Annotated in this window: 18 protein-coding genes and 1 tRNA gene; 8 read left to right on the top strand and 11 right to left on the bottom strand. The window is 68.5% G+C overall.

Features of this window, described 5'->3' with window-relative positions; all coding sequences use genetic code 11:
• Positions 1–12: 12 nt before the first annotated feature.
• Together A3CU_RS0104365 and A3CU_RS0104360 are read right to left on the bottom strand one after the other, a co-directional pair.
• The gene (locus tag A3CU_RS0104365) at positions 13–993 is read right to left on the bottom strand and encodes a prephenate dehydrogenase (protein ID WP_281174086.1); all 981 of its coding nucleotides are present in this window, start codon (positions 991–993) and stop codon (positions 13–15) included.
• Positions 994–1,004: 11 nt separating this feature from the next.
• Positions 1,005–2,240, bottom strand: a complete 1,236-nt coding sequence (locus A3CU_RS0104360) for a M20 metallopeptidase family protein (protein ID WP_027941235.1) — start codon at positions 2,238–2,240, stop codon at positions 1,005–1,007.
• Between the two features lie 48 nt (positions 2,241–2,288).
• On the opposite strand from A3CU_RS0104360, the gene A3CU_RS0104355 reads away from it, so the two are divergent.
• From A3CU_RS0104355 to A3CU_RS0104345, 3 genes are all read left to right on the top strand, one after another.
• Complete coding sequence (locus A3CU_RS0104355) at positions 2,289–2,771, top strand: tRNA adenosine deaminase-associated protein (RefSeq protein ID WP_027941234.1); 483 nt, start codon at positions 2,289–2,291, stop codon at positions 2,769–2,771.
• Positions 2,771–3,223 (top strand): nucleoside deaminase, encoded by a 453-nt coding sequence (locus A3CU_RS0104350; protein ID WP_027941233.1) that lies wholly within the window; start codon positions 2,771–2,773, stop codon positions 3,221–3,223. Before A3CU_RS0104355 ends, A3CU_RS0104350 begins: the two co-directional genes overlap by 1 nt.
• A 56-nt stretch (positions 3,224–3,279) precedes the next feature.
• Positions 3,280–3,366 (top strand) — tRNA-Ser (locus A3CU_RS0104345).
• A gap of 117 nt (positions 3,367–3,483) precedes the next feature.
• Here the strand turns inward: A3CU_RS0104345 and A3CU_RS0104340 are convergent.
• Both A3CU_RS0104340 and A3CU_RS0104335 read right to left on the bottom strand, forming a co-directional pair.
• Entirely contained in the window at positions 3,484–3,702 is a 219-nt protein-coding gene (locus A3CU_RS0104340; RefSeq protein ID WP_027941232.1) for a helix-turn-helix domain-containing protein, read from the bottom strand.
• Positions 3,702–4,199, bottom strand: a complete 498-nt coding sequence (locus A3CU_RS0104335) for a DUF2975 domain-containing protein (RefSeq protein WP_027941231.1) — start codon at positions 4,197–4,199, stop codon at positions 3,702–3,704. The genes A3CU_RS0104340 and A3CU_RS0104335 overlap by 1 nt, the downstream gene beginning before the upstream one ends.
• An 873-nt stretch (positions 4,200–5,072) precedes the next feature.
• Between A3CU_RS0104335 and A3CU_RS0104330 the strand changes: the two genes are divergently transcribed.
• On the top strand, positions 5,073–5,276 hold the full coding sequence (locus A3CU_RS0104330; protein WP_027941230.1) for a cold-shock protein: 204 nt from the start codon (positions 5,073–5,075) through the stop codon (positions 5,274–5,276).
• Between the two features lie 97 nt (positions 5,277–5,373).
• On the opposite strand, the gene A3CU_RS0104325 is transcribed toward A3CU_RS0104330, so the two are convergent.
• The 3 genes from A3CU_RS0104325 to A3CU_RS49630 form a co-directional block, all read right to left on the bottom strand.
• Entirely contained in the window at positions 5,374–6,303 is a 930-nt protein-coding gene (locus tag A3CU_RS0104325) for an acyl-ACP desaturase (protein WP_027941229.1), read from the bottom strand.
• Positions 6,304–6,630: 327 nt separating this feature from the next.
• Positions 6,631–7,398: a DUF998 domain-containing protein gene (locus A3CU_RS43405; protein ID WP_245616871.1), complete on the bottom strand. Its 768-nt coding sequence runs from the start codon at positions 7,396–7,398 to the stop codon at positions 6,631–6,633.
• 166 nt (positions 7,399–7,564) lie between these two features.
• A complete protein-coding gene (locus A3CU_RS49630) occupies positions 7,565–7,870 on the bottom strand; it encodes a hypothetical protein (protein WP_211246335.1) in 306 nt (101 codons plus the stop codon).
• 137 nt (positions 7,871–8,007) lie between these two features.
• On the opposite strand from A3CU_RS49630, the gene A3CU_RS0104310 reads away from it, so the two are divergent.
• Positions 8,008–8,706 (top strand): ArsR/SmtB family transcription factor, encoded by a 699-nt coding sequence (locus tag A3CU_RS0104310; RefSeq protein ID WP_027941227.1) that lies wholly within the window; start codon positions 8,008–8,010, stop codon positions 8,704–8,706.
• Between the two features lie 159 nt (positions 8,707–8,865).
• On the opposite strand, the gene A3CU_RS0104305 is transcribed toward A3CU_RS0104310, so the two are convergent.
• The 4 genes from A3CU_RS0104305 to A3CU_RS0104290 form a co-directional block, all read right to left on the bottom strand.
• A complete protein-coding gene (locus A3CU_RS0104305; protein ID WP_027941226.1) occupies positions 8,866–9,807 on the bottom strand; it encodes a hypothetical protein in 942 nt (313 codons plus the stop codon).
• A 113-nt stretch (positions 9,808–9,920) separates the two neighbouring features.
• On the bottom strand, positions 9,921–10,658 hold the full coding sequence (locus A3CU_RS0104300; protein ID WP_027941225.1) for a hypothetical protein: 738 nt from the start codon (positions 10,656–10,658) through the stop codon (positions 9,921–9,923).
• Between the two features lie 62 nt (positions 10,659–10,720).
• Positions 10,721–13,285, bottom strand: a complete 2,565-nt coding sequence (locus A3CU_RS0104295) for a DUF4132 domain-containing protein (RefSeq protein WP_027941224.1) — start codon at positions 13,283–13,285, stop codon at positions 10,721–10,723.
• Between the two features lie 5 nt (positions 13,286–13,290).
• A complete protein-coding gene (locus A3CU_RS0104290) occupies positions 13,291–13,713 on the bottom strand; it encodes a hypothetical protein (protein WP_156960220.1) in 423 nt (140 codons plus the stop codon).
• A gap of 218 nt (positions 13,714–13,931) precedes the next feature.
• Between A3CU_RS0104290 and A3CU_RS0104285 the strand changes: the two genes are divergently transcribed.
• The 3 genes from A3CU_RS0104285 (at position 13,932) to A3CU_RS0104275 (ending at position 17,466) form a co-directional block, all read left to right on the top strand.
• A complete protein-coding gene (locus A3CU_RS0104285; RefSeq protein WP_043840629.1) occupies positions 13,932–14,537 on the top strand; it encodes a PadR family transcriptional regulator in 606 nt (201 codons plus the stop codon).
• Positions 14,534–14,986, top strand: coding sequence for a nitroreductase family deazaflavin-dependent oxidoreductase (locus A3CU_RS0104280; RefSeq protein ID WP_027941221.1), 453 nt, complete (start codon positions 14,534–14,536; stop codon positions 14,984–14,986). The genes A3CU_RS0104285 and A3CU_RS0104280 overlap by 4 nt, the downstream gene beginning before the upstream one ends.
• Before the next feature lie 98 nt (positions 14,987–15,084).
• The gene (locus A3CU_RS0104275) at positions 15,085–17,466 is read left to right on the top strand and encodes an endonuclease/exonuclease/phosphatase family protein (protein ID WP_169739589.1); all 2,382 of its coding nucleotides are present in this window, start codon (positions 15,085–15,087) and stop codon (positions 17,464–17,466) included.
• The last annotated feature ends 600 nt before the right edge of the window (positions 17,467–18,066 follow it).

Here is an 18,066-nt window from a genome sequence, read left to right as displayed (position 1 = left end):
GTCGACGGGCTGCTAACTCACCTCGCCGATGGCGGTGTTCTCGTCCGTGATCGCCGTGATGCGCCCGCCTCGTTCGCCGAGCGCGCGCAGGCCTTCTCGCGCGTCCGGGGCGGTCAGGCTGACCCGCACCCCGGTCGGCGTGGCTTCGCGAGCCCGCGCGAACTTCTGCGCGCCGTCATGACCGGCGGCGATCGTCGCGGTGAGGCTGCCGGTCGACGCCAGCGAGCCACGCATCGCGCCGAGCTGCCCGAGTGCCTCGTCGAGCACCGGTAGCAGCGCCTCCCGGTTGCCCTCGGTCATCGCGCGGACCAGTTCCGGTCGCGTGCCGGCGACCCGGGTTCCATCGGTGTACGAACCCGCTGCCAGCGCCATGGCCAGCGGACCGCCCTGTGCCCCGACCGACGCCAGCACGGCCGCGAACAGGTGCGGTAGGTGCGAGATCCGGGCAACGGCCTCATCGTGTACGGCGGCCGGCAACGGCACCACCTGCGCCCCCACGTCCAGGGCCAGCCGCGTCACCTCGGCCCACACCGCGAGTTCGGTGTCCTCCTCGACGCCGACCACCCAAGCCACGCCGTCGAAGAGCGTCGCGTTGCCCGCACGCCATCCCGATTCGGTCGTGCCCGCCATCGGGTGGCCGCCGGCGAACCTGGCTTCCGGCGCGATCTCGCGCACCGCGGCGAGCACCGGCGCCTTGACGCTCGTCACGTCGGTGAGCAGGCAGCGCGGCGCCCACCGGCGGACCTCGCGGAGCACGCCGTCCAGTTCCGTGAGCGGGACCGCGAGCGCCACCAGGGCATCCCGGTCGGCGGCGCGGCGCAGCGCGGCCCGCACGTCCGTGCCGGCGTCGAAGCCATCCGCGACGGCCGCGGCGGCATCGGAGCCGGCAGCCGTGGCACCCCACACCTGCCGCCCGGCCGCCGAGGCCGCGCGCACCAGCGAGCCGCCGATCAACCCGAGCCCGATCACACAGAGGTCCCGCACGGTTGGCATCTTGCCAGGGATCAACCGAGCCCGAGAGTGTCCAGTGCATAAGCGGCGTAGAGCGCCACCCCGTGCGGCATCGCGTCCTCGTCATACCGGACCCGGTTGGAGTGGTTCGGCGCCGCCTGACCGGGGTCCTCGTCTGGCGGGCAGGCGCCGAGAAAGGCGAGCGCACCGGGAACCCGTTGCAGTACGAACGAAAAGTCCTCCGCGCCCATGATCGGGTCGGCCCACTCCTCGACGTGGTCCGGGCCGAGCACCCCGCCGGCCAGCGCCAGCACCCGGCCGGCCTCCACCGGGTCGTTGACCGTCGGCGGGTAACCGGGCTGGATGTCGACCGCCACGCGGCAGCCGTGCGCCGCGCCGATCGCCTCGCACACCTTCGGCAACTCGTCGCGCACGAGCGCCCTGGTCTGTTCGGACTGGGTGCGGAAGGTGCCCTCGAGCTCGGCCGTCTCCGGGATGACGTTGTTCGTGGTGCCCGCCGAGATCCGGGTCACCGACAGCACGGCGGGATCGAACACGTTCACCCGGCGGCTGATCATCGTCTGCAGCGCACCGACCATCGCGGCGGCCGCGGGCACCGGGTCGATACCGTTCTGCGGCATCGAGCCGTGCGCACCCCTACCGGTGACCCGCACGACGAAGGAGTCCGAGGACGCCATCATCCGGCCGGGACGGCAGGAAATCACCCCGGTCGGGCGATTGGCCCAGATGTGCAGGGCCAGCGCCCGCTCGACCCGGGAGCCGGCCGCGTCGAGCACGCCTTCGTGGATCATGTGACGCGCGCCGTGATAGCCCTCCTCGCCGGGCTGGAACATGAAAACCACCGACCCGGCGAGCCGGTCGACGCGCCCGGCGAGCAGGCGCGCCGCGGAGGCGAGCATCGCGACATGCGTGTCGTGCCCGCACGCGTGCATCCTGCCGTCGACCTGCGACGCGAACTCCACGCCGGTCTCCTCGGTGAGCGGCAGGGCGTCCATGTCGCCGCGCAACAGCACGGACGGGCCGGGGCGGGCACCGCGCAGCACGGCGGTGAGCGACGTGGTGGACTTGCCGGTGGTGATCTCCAGCGGAAGGTCCGCCAGCGCCTCCTGGATCGCCGTCTGGGTCGCCGGCAGCTGGAGCCCGATCTCGGGGTGACGGTGGATCTTTCGCCGCAACTCGACCGTGTGGGGTTGCAGCGCCCGCGCCTCGGCGAGGAGCCCGGCCAGGCGGGTGTCGGGCAGGGTGGGAACATCGGTGGGGCCACTCATCTTCGCAGTACATCACTAACCGGGCGCGGCAGGTATACCGTGATGCGCATGGCGGTGAAGGAGCCGGTCGCGGGTTACGCGGTCGCGGTGGTGCGGGAGGACGGCCGGTGGCGGTGCAGTGCTCTCAAGCCGGACGCGCTGACCAGCCTGGACGCGGCGATCACGGAGCTGGCGAAGATCCGCTCGACGGGCGCGGTGTTCGGTCTGCTGGCGGTCGAGGATGAGTTCTTCATCATCGTCCGGCCAAGCCCGCGTGGCCCGTCGCTGCTGCTGTCGGACGCCGCGGCGGCGCTGGACTACGACATCGCCGCCGACGTGCTCGACCTGCTCCGGGCCGATCCGCCGGACGAGGACGACGAGTCCATCTGGCCCGAGGGCGACCTGGACATCCTCGCCGACCTCGGCATGCCCGGCCCCGATCTGGAAGTGATCGCCGGTGAGGTGGATCTCTACCCCGACGAACAGCTCCAGATGATCGCGCAGCGGTGCGGCTTCGGCGACGAGTTCACCGCGCTACTCGACGAAATGTGATGGACGACAGCTCGCTCGTCCGCGTCGCCCTCGACGCGGCGCGCCGGGCCGGACCGGACGTGCCGATCGGCGCGGCCGTCTTCGCGCCCGACGGCCGCTTACTCGCCAGCGCGCACAACGCCCGCGAAGAGACCGGCGATCCCACCGCGCATGCCGAGATCCTTGCCCTGCGCGAAGCCGCGCGAATCCACGGCGACGGCTGGCGACTCGACGGCTGCACCCTCGCGGTGACCGTCGAGCCGTGCACGATGTGCGCCGGCGCCCTGGTGCTGGCGCGGGTCGCGCGCCTGGTGTTCGGCGCCTGGGAGCCACGTACCGGAGCCGTCGCCTCGCTCTGGGACGTCGTCCGCGACCGCCGCCTCAACCACCGGCCCGAGGTGGTCGGCGGCATCCTGGAACGGGAGTGCGCGGCACTGCTCGACGACTTCTTCGCCGGCCACCGCCAGGCGTGAGGCGTGCGGCACGCCCGCCGTCGTATCGGGAATCACCGTCCAGTATCCTCATCGGCGGTAGCGTGTCCGAGCGGCCGAAGGAGCACGACTCGAAATCGTGTGACGGTTGACCCCGTCCGTGGGTTCAAATCCCACCGCTACCGCTCTGCACAGGCGAAACGCCGGGCAGCCCCAAGGGGGCACCCGGCGTTTCGCCTGTTCTGTCTCGCCGCCGCTGTCGGTGCAGCCGATGAGCACACCGGTTGGCGAAATCCCCGTCTTCACGCGGTGGGCTCGTCGGCGACCCAGCGCAGGAGGTCGCCTGGCTGGCATTCAAGTACCCGGCAGATCGCGTCGAGCGTGGTGAAGCGGACAGCTTTCGCTCGACCATTCTTCAGCACGGCCACGTTCGCGGCGCTGATCCCTACGGCTTCGGCGAATTCTCCCACCGACATCTTCCGCTTGGCGAGCTGGACATCGAGGTCGACGACGATCGCCATCAGATGACCTCGTCCATTTCACTGCGCAGCGCGATCGCTTTGCGCAGCAGGTGCCGTCCCACGAACAGCAGCAGGGCCACCCCGATCGCGGCGACTGTGCCCACCGCGGAGCCCAGCCACAGGCCGATGACCTCCATGCCGTCCCAAGGCGAGGGGATGTCGGCGAAAGTCAGGTACACGAACAGACCGGCGAGTACCACAGCGGCGGCGAGGATGGCGCCGATCGTGACGTTCGCCCAGGTGAGCGCGCTGTGCTCGAAGACGGTCCCCTTGCCCGCCCGGCGTAACAACGCCCCCAACGTCACAAGTGCGACCTGGAGGCACGCCACGAAGACGATCGCTGCCGTGACCAGGGGCACCCGCACGGACTCGTAGGGAGGGAACAGGGCGACCTGGTCGGCCGCGGTCCTCGGAATCACGATGAACTGAGCGAACAGCGCGGCGGCGAAGGCTCCGGCGAGGAGGACCTGGAGAACGGTGACAACGCAACGTGGCATACATCGATTATCGATAGATTCCTATCGACTGTCAATCGAAGTGAGAAGGTCCGTAGGCCTGCGCAAGGTCATCCGCCCACGCTTCGTCATGGCCGCACTCGAAAGCCATGAGGAGCCCGTCTCCGCCGGCCCTTCGGTGGCTGCCCGGCGGGCGCCAGTTCGAGCCCGGCCATCAGCCGTTTGACCAATCCGGTCGTTGGTTCGCGCCGTTCGAACTTCGCGCCCGGTTGCCGCACCCATATCGGGGATCGCACCCTGAATTACCTTGAGATCATCCCGGTTCGCCGCCGTGCGGGGAACCTCTTATTGACGCTGGTGAAACGCCGGCCGAACTAAAAGCCGAGCAATTTCTGGATTGGTGAAAAGAGGGTGCGGAACCCGTCGAGCGGGTCGGCTTTGTTCGTGCGCTTGGCGGAGGCGTCGGCGTGTGTTGTTGGCCTCCCCGCCGGGATCAGCCCCTCGGGCCACAGTGCGGACGCCGACGAGTGGTAGATCGACAGGTCATTATTCGCCGCGCGACACCACGCCTACGTCAAACTATCTGCGCACACGAACTCCCCGGATCTCCCACAAATGCCCGAATATTGCCGGGCGAACAGATGGTTGGTTCGTCTCGACTCCCGTCTCAATTGCTCTCGACCGACTCGTTCGGGCTGGTATCGGCGCGCCGCCCGGTCAGCCGTTGTCTTGGTCCGAGAGCCTTCCGTGACTCCTGTCCCGCCGTTCCGAGGCTGGCTCGCGGCGGCGTTACTGGCCAGTTTCAGCACCCGCCTCAGCGGACTGAGGAGAAGGCTGCGATGCTTGTAGCTTCGTTATCTGGTAGTCGGCTGGCCTCACAGTGGGGACAAGACGGCGCCGCAGGGAGATGTCAGCATGGCGCAAGGCAGTGTGAAGTGGTTCAACGGCGAGAAGGGCTTCGGCTTTATCGCGCAAGATGGCGGCGGGCCTGACGTCTTCGTCCACTACTCGGAGATCCAGGGCAGCGGCTTCAAGTCTCTCGATGAAGGCCAGCGGGTCGAGTTCGAGATCGGACAGGGCCAGAAGGGCCCGCAGGCTCAGAACGTGCGCGCTATCTGAGGACTGAACGCGGCCGCGCCCGCTCCCTGTGGGGCGGGCGCGTGCGTTCAGTCGCTGGGACGACTCCGGCCCCAGCGCACTCCAAGATCGAAAACGCTCACGCTTTGACGGTGAGCCGTTGCGCGGAATCCGCTCGACGTTGCTCGAAGCGGCTCGCCTGAGTGTCGAGCCGGGTGAGGAAGTCAGCCAGCTCCTCGCGGGCGGTCTCGCCCACGGCATCGAGGCCCTCGAGGTCGAACACGCCCCAGTGTCGCAGCAGCGGCCTGACCACATCGTCGTGATGGATACGCAGGTCGTAGATGCCTGCCTTGGCGATCAGCGCGGCCTTGCGGGCGAAACCGGGGATCACGCTTCCCGGCATCTGGAACCCGATGACCTCGTCCGCGATGGCGCGGATGGTCTGGTTGGGTTCGATCTCCAGCGCCGCGGTCACGAGGTTGCGGTAGAAGAGCATGTGCAGGTTCTCGTCCGCGGCCACCCGGGCAAGCAGCTTGTCGGCGACCGGGTCCTGGGTGTAGCGGCCGGTGTTGCGGTGCGAGATCCGGGTCGCCAACTCCTGGAAGGAGACGTAGGCGAAGACGTTGAGCAGGGATTTGTCTCCGGTGTCGAATCCGGTCTGCATGGTCTGCATGCGTGCTCGTTCGAGTTCGTCGGGGTCGACTCCCCTGGTCACGAGCAGGTAGTCACGGATGCAGATACCGTGCCGCCCCTCCTCGGCGGTCCACCGATGCACCCAGGTGCCCCACGCCCCGTCGCGACCGAACACCCGTTCGATCTCGCGGTGGTAGCTGGGCAGGTTGTCCTCGGTGAGGAGATTGACCTCCAGGGCGGTCCTGGCGATGGGTGAGAGGCTCGACTGGTCCGCCTCCCACCGCTGCCCTCCGAGATCGCCGAAGTCGCGGCCCAGGCTCCAGGGCACGTACTCGTGCGGCATCCACTCCTTGGCCACATTGAGGTGACGGTTGAGATTCGCCGCGACCGTGGGTTCCAGATCACGAAGCAGCCGGGTGGTCAGCGGTATCGTCACGTTTGTCCTCTCGTGGGCTTGAACCACCAAACCTACGGCACCGTAGGTTGTCGGGGATGCCATGGTCCCGAGCGACCACCGATCGGCTGACCCCGCACCCACTTCCGGGACAGGCAATGAGCCCCGTCGCCTGGCAACAGCGGCAGCGTGACGACAGACTGTCACCGAGCGACTCCACGTCGACGCCAATCCCACGGTTCTCATTCCACTGTTCGCGCCGGACCTCGAGGTCGCCTCGATAACCGAGACCGGGCGGGATCTGCGGGCGAACCCCGATATGGCCTTGTCTCGGAAATACCGACCGAATCCAAGACCACCGGTGCGGTTCTACTGGCCGCTGCCGACCGGCAGTGCGGCGGGCACCTCCGTCGGCCGCTCGGTGGCCGCCCGGTGCGCCCACACCGCGAGGACGGCGAGCAGGGCGAGTTCGAGCCCGGCCATCAGCCGTTCGACAAGTCCCGTTGCCGGAGTGGGGATTTTGCCTTCGCCCAGTGCCATGTTGAGGGCGAAGGGAACGATGAAGGGCAGGAAGAACGGGATCGCGGTGACGGCGAGCCGGCGTGTCCAGGTGGCGAACCGGTGCCAGGGCGGGCGGGTGCGGTGCCGGCGAGCCAGTGCGAGCGCGGCGATCGGCAGGGCGGCGCAGGCGATGCCGGTGGCGTAGAGGTGCAGCTTTCCGGTCAGGCTGACGGCGCCGCCCTGTGGATCCTTGTGGAACACCGCGACCAGGAAGATCGCCACGCACCACACGACCAGCCAGGTCGCGGCCCACCTGGTGAGCAACCCGGTGCGGTGCAGCGCAATCCCCACGGCCGCCGAGCCGGCGCTGGTCGCGGTCAGCGCGAGGGCCCACATCCACCGGCCGGGCGCGTAGGCGTATTCGCTGAGCATCGCGGTCACCGGGTTGGCGTCGCCGCCCCACTGCGGAACCAGGTGCAGTGCGGCCATCAGGACGGCCGCGAAGATGAAGGCACCATGCCCGGCCCAGGCCAGCGACTGGGCGAGCCGATCAGGGCAGCGAGTGGGCCGGACGGCAAGTGAGGAGCACGGGAGTGAAGTGTTTTGGGACTGTTCCGGCCATCGCTGTTGATCCACACCGTTCAATCTGGCGTCCGGACGCCGCACCCACATCCGGGATCGGCCCTGATTTCCCCTGAGATCACGTGTGCCGAGTCACCGTTAAGCGGCGGTAGCGGTTGACGTCAACGGACCGGGGTAGCTGACAAGGCGGCTTCGCGGCGCGGGAGATGACCGAGGTGGTTCAGCGTCGCCGGGTGCGTCCCAGACGGTGACCGGTGCCGAAATAGTCGCGAAACACGTAGAGCGCAGGTGCCCAGGCATCGGTGTCAATGTGGTTGGCCCGCATGGTCGAGTCGCGGAGGATTGCGCGGTCTGCGTGGATGCGGCGCACGTAGGTTTCGACAATCCGAAAGTTGATGACGCACTGCCGCTCGCGCTCGAGGTTGGCCAGGGTCTGCGAGGCGGCCGCCCAGCCAAGGACCATGGTTCGACCGAGCGCCCACACCGATGACATCGGCCCGATGTTGCAACTGCCGTCGGGGCTCATCGTGGTCACCAGGGCGATAGGGGTTCCCACGTAGAGGACCCTGGGCTCGATCGGCACGTGAGTGGAAGTCATGGTCGACATCGTGGGCACGGCTGAGTTCGGCCGGAGTCGAACCATCGAGCGGTTAGGGTGGCCCCATGTCGAGGTTGCCGTACTCCATCCCCGACATCGCCGCCATGGGACGCCTGCTGGGCGATCAGAGCCGGGTCGCGATGGTCGTGGCGATGATGGACGGGCGCGCCTGGACCGTCGGTGAACTCGCCCGCCACGTCGGTATCGCCAAGGCCACCGCGACCGAGCACGCGCACCTGCTCGTCGACGGTGGGCTCTGCGAAGAGGCGCGTCAAGGACGTCACCGCTACCTGCGCCTGGCATCTTCAGAGGTGGCCGACGCTGCCGAAGCCCTCGGTACGCTCTCAGCCAAGCATCTCGCGCACGCTGCCACGCTCACGGCGAGCACCCGCGACGCTGCTCTTCGCCGTGGCCGCACCTGCTACCGCCACCTGGCCGGCGCACTCGGCGTTGCAATCGCCGATGACCTCCGCCGCCTCGGGATCATCACCGAACACTGGGACCTCGGTCCAACGGGTGCCGACTGGTTCGCTGCGCTCGGCGTGGACCCCGCAGCATCCCGGCGCCCCCAGATACGCCCGTGTCTGGACTGGACAGAGCGCCGCGACCACCTCGCAGGCAGCCTTGCGGACGGCCTCTGCCAACAGTTCCTCGACACCGACTGGATCCAACGACGACAGGCGACCCGCGCCGTCGACCTGACCGACACCGGCAGAGAAGCGCTCCGCGAACTGGGACTGAACCAGGTCGCGTCACTCACCTGATCTCCATCCGTCGGCCCTCACCACGCCGGCACCAACGTCTTTGCCCGCAACAATCCGGCCCGAGTTGGGTGATCACGGCTGTAGGTCGAGGGGTCCGATGCGGAACTCGGCGCAGTGTGGTGCGGCTTCGGGCGCACGGTCAGATGCGCGGCTTCGTGGTCATAGTGCTGGGTAACCGGCTTCGGCCACGAGTTCCATACCGTCGGAGGTGACTCGCAACAGCGACGGCAACAACTCCGGATGGTTGTGGAGGTGTTCGTCATCCGCCTCCATCACCTCCCGGCGCAGCATCTCCGCCTGCGCCGTGCCGGTCGGCGTGATGAGCAGCCGCTCCGGACAGATGATCGCGACCGTCAGGTCCTGCCAGCCGCGGATTCCCGAGATCCATTCGTGGAAGCCGTCCAGGCAAAGCGCCCCCGCGGCGGGTAGTTCGTCCCGCCGGCTCACCACGATCAGCTCATCGCCTTCGTCGTTCGCGCCGTAGTTTGCCGTCAGCCCGTTCGACATCGACCGCATTGCCTGGGCAACCTGCGCTTCGAACTCGGCTTGCTCCGTGATGTTCTGGTGTAGCAGGTGGAGCATGCCGATCGTGCCGTGCGGTGTCCACCCGACCCGGGCGAGCGTTGCGTAGATGCCGTCGGGAATCAGGAAGAAGTGCGGCATGAGCTCCTGGATCTGCTCGTTGCCAGGTGATGACGCGCTTCGCAGGAGCGGCATGAGCGCGCCGTCCGGCTCGCCGTCGACGTCCTCACCGCGCGCCTCGTTCGCCTCGTCCATCACCTGCTGTGCGCGGACGAACGCCTCGTCCCAGCCGTCCTCGGCGGGGCGAGGGAAGGCGGCCGTCAGCTCGACGCCAGGGAAGGTCCGCTCCGCGTACTCCTTGTCGGGCACGCTCGGCTCCCACATGCTGTGTATCTGGGTCACCTGCCCGGCTGTGATGGCATGTTCGCTCGCGACCTGTTGCCATGCTTTTCTAATACCGTCCGCGTCCCTGGCACCTACCGTCGCTTCAAGCGGTTCTTCCTCAGCCGCGCCTGCCACGAACAGGACAATGTTGGGGATCGGATCGGTACTGGTGTCGACCAACGAAATGCTCTCCATCCGGACTGTGCCGCCTCACTTGCTGCGACACGATGCTAGTGCGGACAAAGTGATCCACGCTTATGGTTGGGTGGCCTGCCGGGTGGGTGTCCATCCGCAGGCTCACCTGGTGATCAGGTGGTACGGACACTCCGGCGGCCGGTCGGGATCCACTGGGCTGCCGCCAGGACCGCGAACACGCCGCCGCTCACTGCGATCGCCCATCCGGGACCGAGCAAGGTGTTGTGTTGTGCGTACTCACTCCAGGTGGCGACTACCAGGCTGACCATCGCGGCGGCAGCCGTCACCACGAGGACTGTCCCACGTCGACGCGAGCCGGCGCTTCCTCCCCGGCCTGGCCCAACGGCTCTGTCCAAGGCGCTCGCCGAGCCGATGGCCCCCAGCGCGACGATGACAAAGGCCGTGGCACCACCGGGCGGGCCGCCCATGAGCAAGGCGATGATGATGACGGCCCGAACGATCGCGACGGTGGCCACCCCCAGCATCGCGGCACCCAGCACGTGGAGCGCGGGCCGTTTCGGCTTCGGCTCGCCAAGATCTGTCTGGCCACGCCGCAGTAGCCGCCACCCGAGCACCACCAGCCCGGTTACGGTCATGACCGCCAGAAGCACGATGACGACGGTCAGGATGAAGGTCTTGGCCCAGGGCACGTAGTCGACAGAGCGGCCGGCCTCGTACACGCATTTGGCGCTCGGCGGAAAATAGTGCTGCTCGACGGTCGTGACGCCCGGGCAGGAATCGCCGGGATCGAACCAGGACGGCATCGCCGCCTCGACGACGACCGACCACACCAGACCACCCACGAGGCCGGCGCCGACAAGATTCCGGGCCGCCCGGGCCGTCACCTTCACCCGGATGATCCTGCCATGGCTCGCACCGGTGCCCAGCTCGCTGAAGCTTCGTGTAGCTCACCTCAAGTAGCGGCCTTGCCAGTAAGGGAATCGAGCTGAGCCAGGATCGACGGGTCGCTGATCTTCTCGTCCTCGGCGAGCAGGAGCACCTTGCTCAAGATGATGCTCGTCATCCGGTCCTCGTCGGCGAACGGCAGGAACAGCCGCCGGTGTGCCTTGGCGCCGAACGAGGCGGGTACCACGCAAAGGTAGCCGCCCGGGTCGACGTGGATGCTGCCGCTGGTCAGATGCACTCGATAGGTCGCCCGGGTACCGCGGACCACGGCCGAATGCCCCTCGACGGTGACCCGGGCCAGCCCCAGGTCGGAGATGAGCGCCGCGAGCACCTGCGCCCGGCTCGCCGCCTGCGCGGGCGACAGGTACGACTCCGGGTCGGTGCCGGCGACCGACACCACCAGGTCCAGATCTCGCATGACCTCGGAAAACACCGCCGGTGGCACGTCGGCCAGCGGCACCGGCGTGCCGCCGACGTTGCCCGATCCGCCCGGGGCGCCGTAGCGGCCTGGGCCACGGTGCGCGTCGGCCAGGAAGCAGACCTCGCCGACAAGGACGTCGCCCATCCCGAAGTAGCCGTGGAAGTCGCAGCGCAGTGCGGCGATGAGGCCGTCGCCGGCGGCGCGGGTCGCCTGGTGGTAGTCGTACTGGCTGTGGGTGAACCAGCCCCGGCCGGCCAGCAACTGGTTCGCCACCTTGCCGTTGACCGTCTGGCCGGCGAACCGCCGCGACTTATCGCCCGCCTCGCGTTCCGCCGGAGTGAGTACGTACAACTCCCGGAACGCCTGCTTGACCGGCTGACGAAGGCGACGCCGCACGATCTCGGCCTGCCAGTGGGCGAGCACCCCACGCTCGTGCAGTTCGACGGGGTGGACGGCGGTGACCGGGCCGGTGGTGTCGACCTGGTCGAGCAGGTCGAGCACACCCGCTTGGTCTTGCCAGAGCAGCGTGGGCAGCATCGCCGCACCGGCGGGCAGCGACCGGAGGCGGGCCAGCTCGTCCGGCGCCAGCGTCGCGGAGGTGGAGACCAGTCGCTCCACCAGCCCGGTCCGCATCCGTCGAGCCTGGCCACGCAGTCGCTCCTGGTGCTTGCGCAGCTCCTGATAGCCGGGGTCGGAGCGGACAGCGGCCGGCACCGATTTCAGCGCCTTTCCAGCCCGGCTGACCGTCACCGCCGGGTCGGCGCCGTCGAACCGCAATGCGATCCGGTAGTCGCCGATCTCCGCCTCGGTGGGGTTCTCGGTGGCGATGCGCGCTTCGCAGTCCCATTCGAGGCGGCTCGCGTCCCGGGCTCCGGCCACCTGCGCCAGATGGTCGAGGGCGACCGAGATCGCGGCGGCGTGGCTGTGTCTGCGGTTGGGACCGAGCTTGGCGCCCTTCTTCGCGGACTCGCGCAACGCCAGGTAGCGGTCCAGAACCGTCTCGTCCGGCGCGAGGGGCAGCATCCCGAACGCGGCGATGCCCTGCAGCGCGTTGTGCTTGACCCGCTTCAAAACCTCGGCGCGGTTCCACCCCATGACCGCCGAGACCAGCTCGTTCGGTACGAGCTTCAGCAGGTGCCGGGCGCCGTCCGCGCCGGCTTCCTCGATCGCGGCCAGGAGGACGGCCCGGTCCTGGCGAGTGACCGTGTCGTCTGGCATCGCCCGGATCAGGCGTAGCAACGGCGCGGCGCGCTCGAGGCCGAACAGCGGCAGCAACACGTCGGCATCACCGGCGCGCAGCCGCCATTCGAACGCCCGGCGCTGCTCCTCCACCGGCCGGTCCCGCAACAGGTCGAGCAGGGCGGCGCTTTCCTCGCCGGTCAGTTCCGCCGCGCCGAGGTGGTAGGCCACCGCCTCGGCGCCCGGCCAGGTCAGCGCCGTCCGAACGAACCGCAGGCCGCGCGGAACCGGCGCCTTGGGCAGGTCGGCCCAGTCGGCCGGGGCCGGTGCGGAGACGAGCCGCCAGGTCAGCGCGTCCACGTGATCCCGCACGGCGTCCGCGCAGGCCAGCGGCGGGCTGGGCGCATCGGGCGACCGGCCCATGATGGCGTGGCCGAGGTAGAGGTCGTCGGTGAAGGCCCGTTCGACCACGGCGGCGTCCAGGGCGCCGACCCGGTGGAGCGTGTCCAGAATCTGCGCCACGGTCTCCCTGCGCAGCATGCCCAGCGGGGTGAAGATCAGTAGCCGCAGCAGGTGAGCGTCGGCGGCGTCGATGGCCCGGTTCGCCACCTCGCCCAGCAGCAGCCGGTGCCGGACGTCGCAGCCCAGGAACGCGGCGAGCAGCGCTTTCCGGTGAGCCGACGGCCACGGCGCGTCCAGGATGTCGGCGATGTCGTCCGGCCGGTTGACCGGGAAGCTGGCGTCGTAGAGCTCGTCGAGCTCCGCGACGATGTCGTCCAGGTGCGGTTCCAGGTTGCCGATCGTCTGGTCGTCGCCCTGCTTGATCCGGAGCCGGATCTCCTCGGCGGTGTTCCGCAGGCTCGCCAGGTCGTCGGCCTTGGCCGCAACCCGGGCCTGGTCCACCAGCCGCCACAGCGCATCGCGCTGTTCGTGGACGACGTCGAGGTACTCCGCTGGTATGGGCCGCTCCACCGCGATCAGCCTCCCACCAGTGCGACCAGCCGAAGGAACACGACCGGCTCACCAAGCCGAAGCGCGACCTCCTCGTCCAGGTCGACGACCTGCCGTCCGCCGACGAAGATCACGAATGTGCCCCGGGCGAAGGCCCGGTGCGCCCGCGCCACTTCCGTGGTCACGTTCGGGTCCGCCGGCGGCTGCGACGGCATCCTGATCGCGCCGGTGGCGGCCTGTGCCCGGAGATCGTCGTCGGACAGGTACTGACGGTCCAGGACGCGACGGCAGTGTGCGGCATCGGCGCGCAGCTCGCGGACCTGCTCCTCGACCGCGCGCCGGATCAGCTCCCGCACCGTCGAGCGATCGTCGGCCAGCCGTACCAGCACCGCCGGCAGACCATCGCCGGACGTGCCGGGCACCCGGCTGCGGACCTCGATGTCGACCATGGCCGCCACCATAGAAGAGCGGTCCGACAGTCCTGGCCACGTCACGACGGCCCAATGACGCTGGGACGCCGGTGCCGGGATCACTCCCTACGGCGCCCGGGCACTCATCGAGGTGCCGATCAGCCGTTGGCTCGGACTACCACCAGCGCCACCTTTGGCGATGCGTCGGTCCGTGTATAGTCGAGTTCGGTTAGTCGAACTCGGTGAAGGGCGGGCTGATGACACTGCGGGCGCTGCGGACGCCACTCACGCTGGCGGTGTTGAGCTTGCTGCGCGAACAGCCCCGGCATCCCTACGAGATGCAGGCCCTCGTTCGCGAGCGGCAGGTGGGTGAGGTCGTCAAGCTGCGGGGCGGGTCGCTGTACGACGCGATCGGCCGCCTGGTCAAGGCCGGGCTGATCGAGGCGGTCGATACCGGGCGATCCGGTGCCCGTCCGGAGCGGACGGTGTACGCGATCACCGAGGACGGCATCGCCACGGTGGAAGCGCTTACCCGGGACTATCTCCGCGCCCCTGCTGAGGAATACCCGGTGTTCGTCACCGCACTCGCGCACATTTTCAACCTCGGGGTCACCGAAGCCGTGGAGTTGCTGCGCGAACGTCGGCAACGGATCCGGGACAAGCACGACGAGGTGGCAACCCAACTCGCGGCGTTGCCCGAGGACATACCCCGCGTCGTGCTGCTGGAGGTCGAGTATGCCCAGGCGCTGCGCAAGGCGGAACTCGCCTGGTTGGACGAGGTGGTCCAGTGCATCGACAAGGGCGACCTGACCTGGCTCGAAATTCCCTCGAACCGGACACCGCGAAGGAGCACACGATCATGACGACCAAGCCCGCGAAGGATTTCCCGCCGCGCTCCCTCAAGATCGTCAACAGGGTGATCGTCGGCCTGCACCGGCTCGGCCTGGCCCTGCCCATGCCTACGTTGACCGTCCGTGGCCGCAAGTCCGGGAAACCACGCTCCACCCCGGTAGTCCCATACAAGGTCGACGGCAGGCGTTACGTCGTGGGCAGTGACTCCGGGGCTGACTGGGTGCGCAACGCCCGGGCGGCCGGTGAAGGTGTGCTGACCCGGGGCCGTCGCGGCGAACGCGTCCGTCTCGTGAGTCTCCCCGAGGCGGAGCGGGGTGCCATCCTCCGCGAGTTTCCGGTCAAGGTGCCGAACGGCGTCGCCATGTTTGTCAAGACGGGCATCGTCGAAGACGCTTCACCCGACGCGTTCGAGGCCGCCGCGCCTCGCTGCGCCGTGTTCCGCATCGAGCCGCTGGACTGAACCGGCCAGGCCGTGGGCGGTAAATCGACACTTTCGGATCTTTTGCTGTTCACCTCGTTGGGTCAGGATGCCTCGACCAAGCACCCACGAGGAGACAAATGGTGTCCAGGATTCGAAAACTCGGCGTGCTCACCTGCCTCGCCGTGGCCGGCCTGGCGTGCGCCGTGCCCAGCGCGGCGGCGGCCAGCGCGGACTTGATGATCACCGAAGTCTATGGCGGCGGTGGGAATGCCGGAGCCGAGCTGACCAGGGACTTCGTCGAGCTGGGCAGCACCGCCTCGGCCTCGCTGGACGGGTTCAGCGTGCAGTACCTGCCGGGTTCGCCCAGCGCGTCGAGCAAGTGGCAGGTCACCCCGCTCTCCGGCGGCATCGTCTCGGGTGGCCGGTACCTCGTCGCCGAGGCCAAGGGCGCGGGCGGGACGGTCGAACTGCCCACTCCCGACGCGGCGGGCTCGATCGCCATGGCCGCGACTTCCGGGACCGTGGCGCTCGTGCGGGGCACCGACCCGCTGACCTGCCTCACCGCGGTCGCCTGCGCCGCCGACTCCCGAATCCGTGACCTGGTCGGCTACGGCACGGCGGCGGTCCGCGAGGCGAATCCGGCTCCGGCGCCCAGCAACACCACGTCCGTTTCCCGCCCCGGGCTGGTCGACACCGACGACAACGCCAACGACTTCGGCGTGGGCGATCCGAACCCGGTCAACACCAAGGGCGAGACGCCGGGCAACGGAACGCCGCCGGTCGAGGCCCGGATCCACGACATCCACGGCACCACCCGGGTTTCTCCGCTCAACGGCCAGAAGGTCGCCGGGGTCACCGGCGTCGTGACCGCCGTGCGCACGTTCGGGTCGGCCCGCGGCTTCTGGTTCACCGATCCGGAGCCGGACAACGATCCTCGGACCAGCGAGGGCCTGTTCGTGTTCACCGGCTCGAGTACCCCGCAGGTCGCGGTCGGCGACGCGGTTACGGCGAGCGGAACGGTCCGCGATTTCTATCCGGACAACCCGGCGACGTCGGTGTACCAGTCGATGGCCGAACTTAGTTCTCCACAGTGGACGGTAGTGTCCCGCGGGAACGCGCTGCCGGCACCGACGGTCCTGACCCCTGATGCCGTTCCCGCCAGGCTGGCACCCCAGATTGGCGGCAACATCGAAAGCCTGCCGCTGCAGCCGGACAAGTACGCCCTCGACTTTTGGAAGGCACACGAAAGCGAGGTCGTGACGATCAGCGACGCGCGCATCGTCGGCCCGACCACGTCCTTCAACGAGCTGTATGTCACGACGAAACCCGCAGAGAACCCGAGCATGCGCGGGGGCACCGTCTACACCGGATACGACCGGATCAACACCGGTGTGCTGAAGGTGGAATCGCTGATCCCGTTCTCGCAGCGCCCGTTCCCGCAAGCCAACACCGGTGACGTGCTGATCGGGATCACCTCCGGTCCGCTCACCTACAGCCAGTTCGGCGGTTACACGCTGGAAGCCAACGTGCTCGGTGAGGTCAAGGACAACGGCCTGGCCAGGGAGGTCACCCGCAAGCAGCTACCGTCCGAGCTGTCCGTGGCCACCTACAACGTCGAGAACCTGTCCGCAATGGACGCTCAGGAAAAGTTCGACCAGCTGGCGCGCGGGATCGTGGAGAACCTCGCCACGCCCGATATCGTTACCGTGGAGGAAATCCAGGACGACAACGGCACCACGGGTGTTGGCGACGGCGTGGTCACCGCGGACAAGACCCTGCGGCGGTTCACCGACGCGATCGTGGCCGCGGGCGGCCCGCGCTACGAGTGGCGGCAGATCGACCCGCAGGATCTCACCGACGGTGGCGCGCCGGGCGGCAACATCCGCACCGCCTTCCTGTTCAACCCGGCTCGGGTGTCGTTTGTGGACAGTCCGGGTGGCGATGCGGTCACCGCGGTGTCGGTGGTGACGTCGAACGGTAAACCGCACCTTTCGGTGTCACCGGGCCGGGTCGACCCGACCAACGCCGCGTGGCGGAGCAGCCGCAAGCCACTGGCCGGCGAGTTCGTCTTCCGCGGGCGCACGGTCTTCGTGGTCGCCAACCACTTCAACTCCAAGGGCGGCGACCAGCCGACGCACGGCCGTTTCCAGCCGCCGACCCGCGGCTCGGAGGTGCAGCGCGCGCAACAGGCACTCCTGCTGCGCGGGTTCGTCGACGACCTGCTGGCCGTGGACTCGCACGCGAACGTCGTGGTGGCCGGCGATCTCAACGACTACCAGTTCTCCCCGGCGTTGCAGACCCTCACCGCGGGCAACGCGCTGATCGATCTGATCAACACGCTTCCGGTGACCGAGCGGTACAGCTACGTCTTCGAGGGGGAGTCGCAGGTCCTGGACCACATCCTCGTTTCCCGGGCACCCCGCCAGGTCGACTACGACGTGGTGCATGTCAACTCCGAGTTCGCCCAGCAGGCATCCGACCACGATCCGCAAGTAGTCCGATTGATCCCGCTCGGCTAGAGCGCGTCTCGAAGTCGGTTGGGGTGGTTGGGCTGATCCGGCGTTCCTGCCCGAACCCCGAACTCACCGCCCTGAACCCAGAACTCACCAACCTCAATCCAGAACTCGTCCTCCCCAGTCGGGGACACGCCAGCACCTGGCGTGTCCCCGGCTCAGGCACCCGAGTTCTCGGCTCAGGCACGTGAGTTCTCGGTTCAGGCACCCGAGTTCTCGGCTCAGGCACCCGAGTTCTCGGCTCAGGCACCCGAGTTCTCGGTTCAGGCACGCGAGTTCCCGGTTCAGGCGCCCGAGTTCCCGGTTCAGGCACGCGAGTTCCCGGCTCGGGCACCCGAGTTCCCGGTTCAGGCACGTGAGTTCCCGGCTCAGCCGGGCGTGTCCCCGGTCCAGGCAATTGAGTTCCGGGTTGGGAACACAGACACCGAACGCCGGATTACCTCGGCAACGTTGCACGCCGCCAGGACCGTCCCACCTCCTCGCGAGCGCGACGAACCCGTGTCCTGAACCAAGGACACGGGCTTCTGGACCAGGAACACAGCCTCCTGGAACGAGAACACAGGGGTCTGGAACGGGAACACAAGGGACTGAGGCGGGAACACAAGG

This window comes from Amycolatopsis taiwanensis DSM 45107, from assembly GCF_000519205.1.
Taxonomy (GTDB): Bacteria; Actinomycetota; Actinomycetes; order Mycobacteriales; family Pseudonocardiaceae; genus Amycolatopsis_E; species Amycolatopsis_E taiwanensis.
The sequence above is the reverse complement of the archived record's forward strand: the minus strand, read 5'-3'. Positions and strand labels throughout refer to the sequence as shown.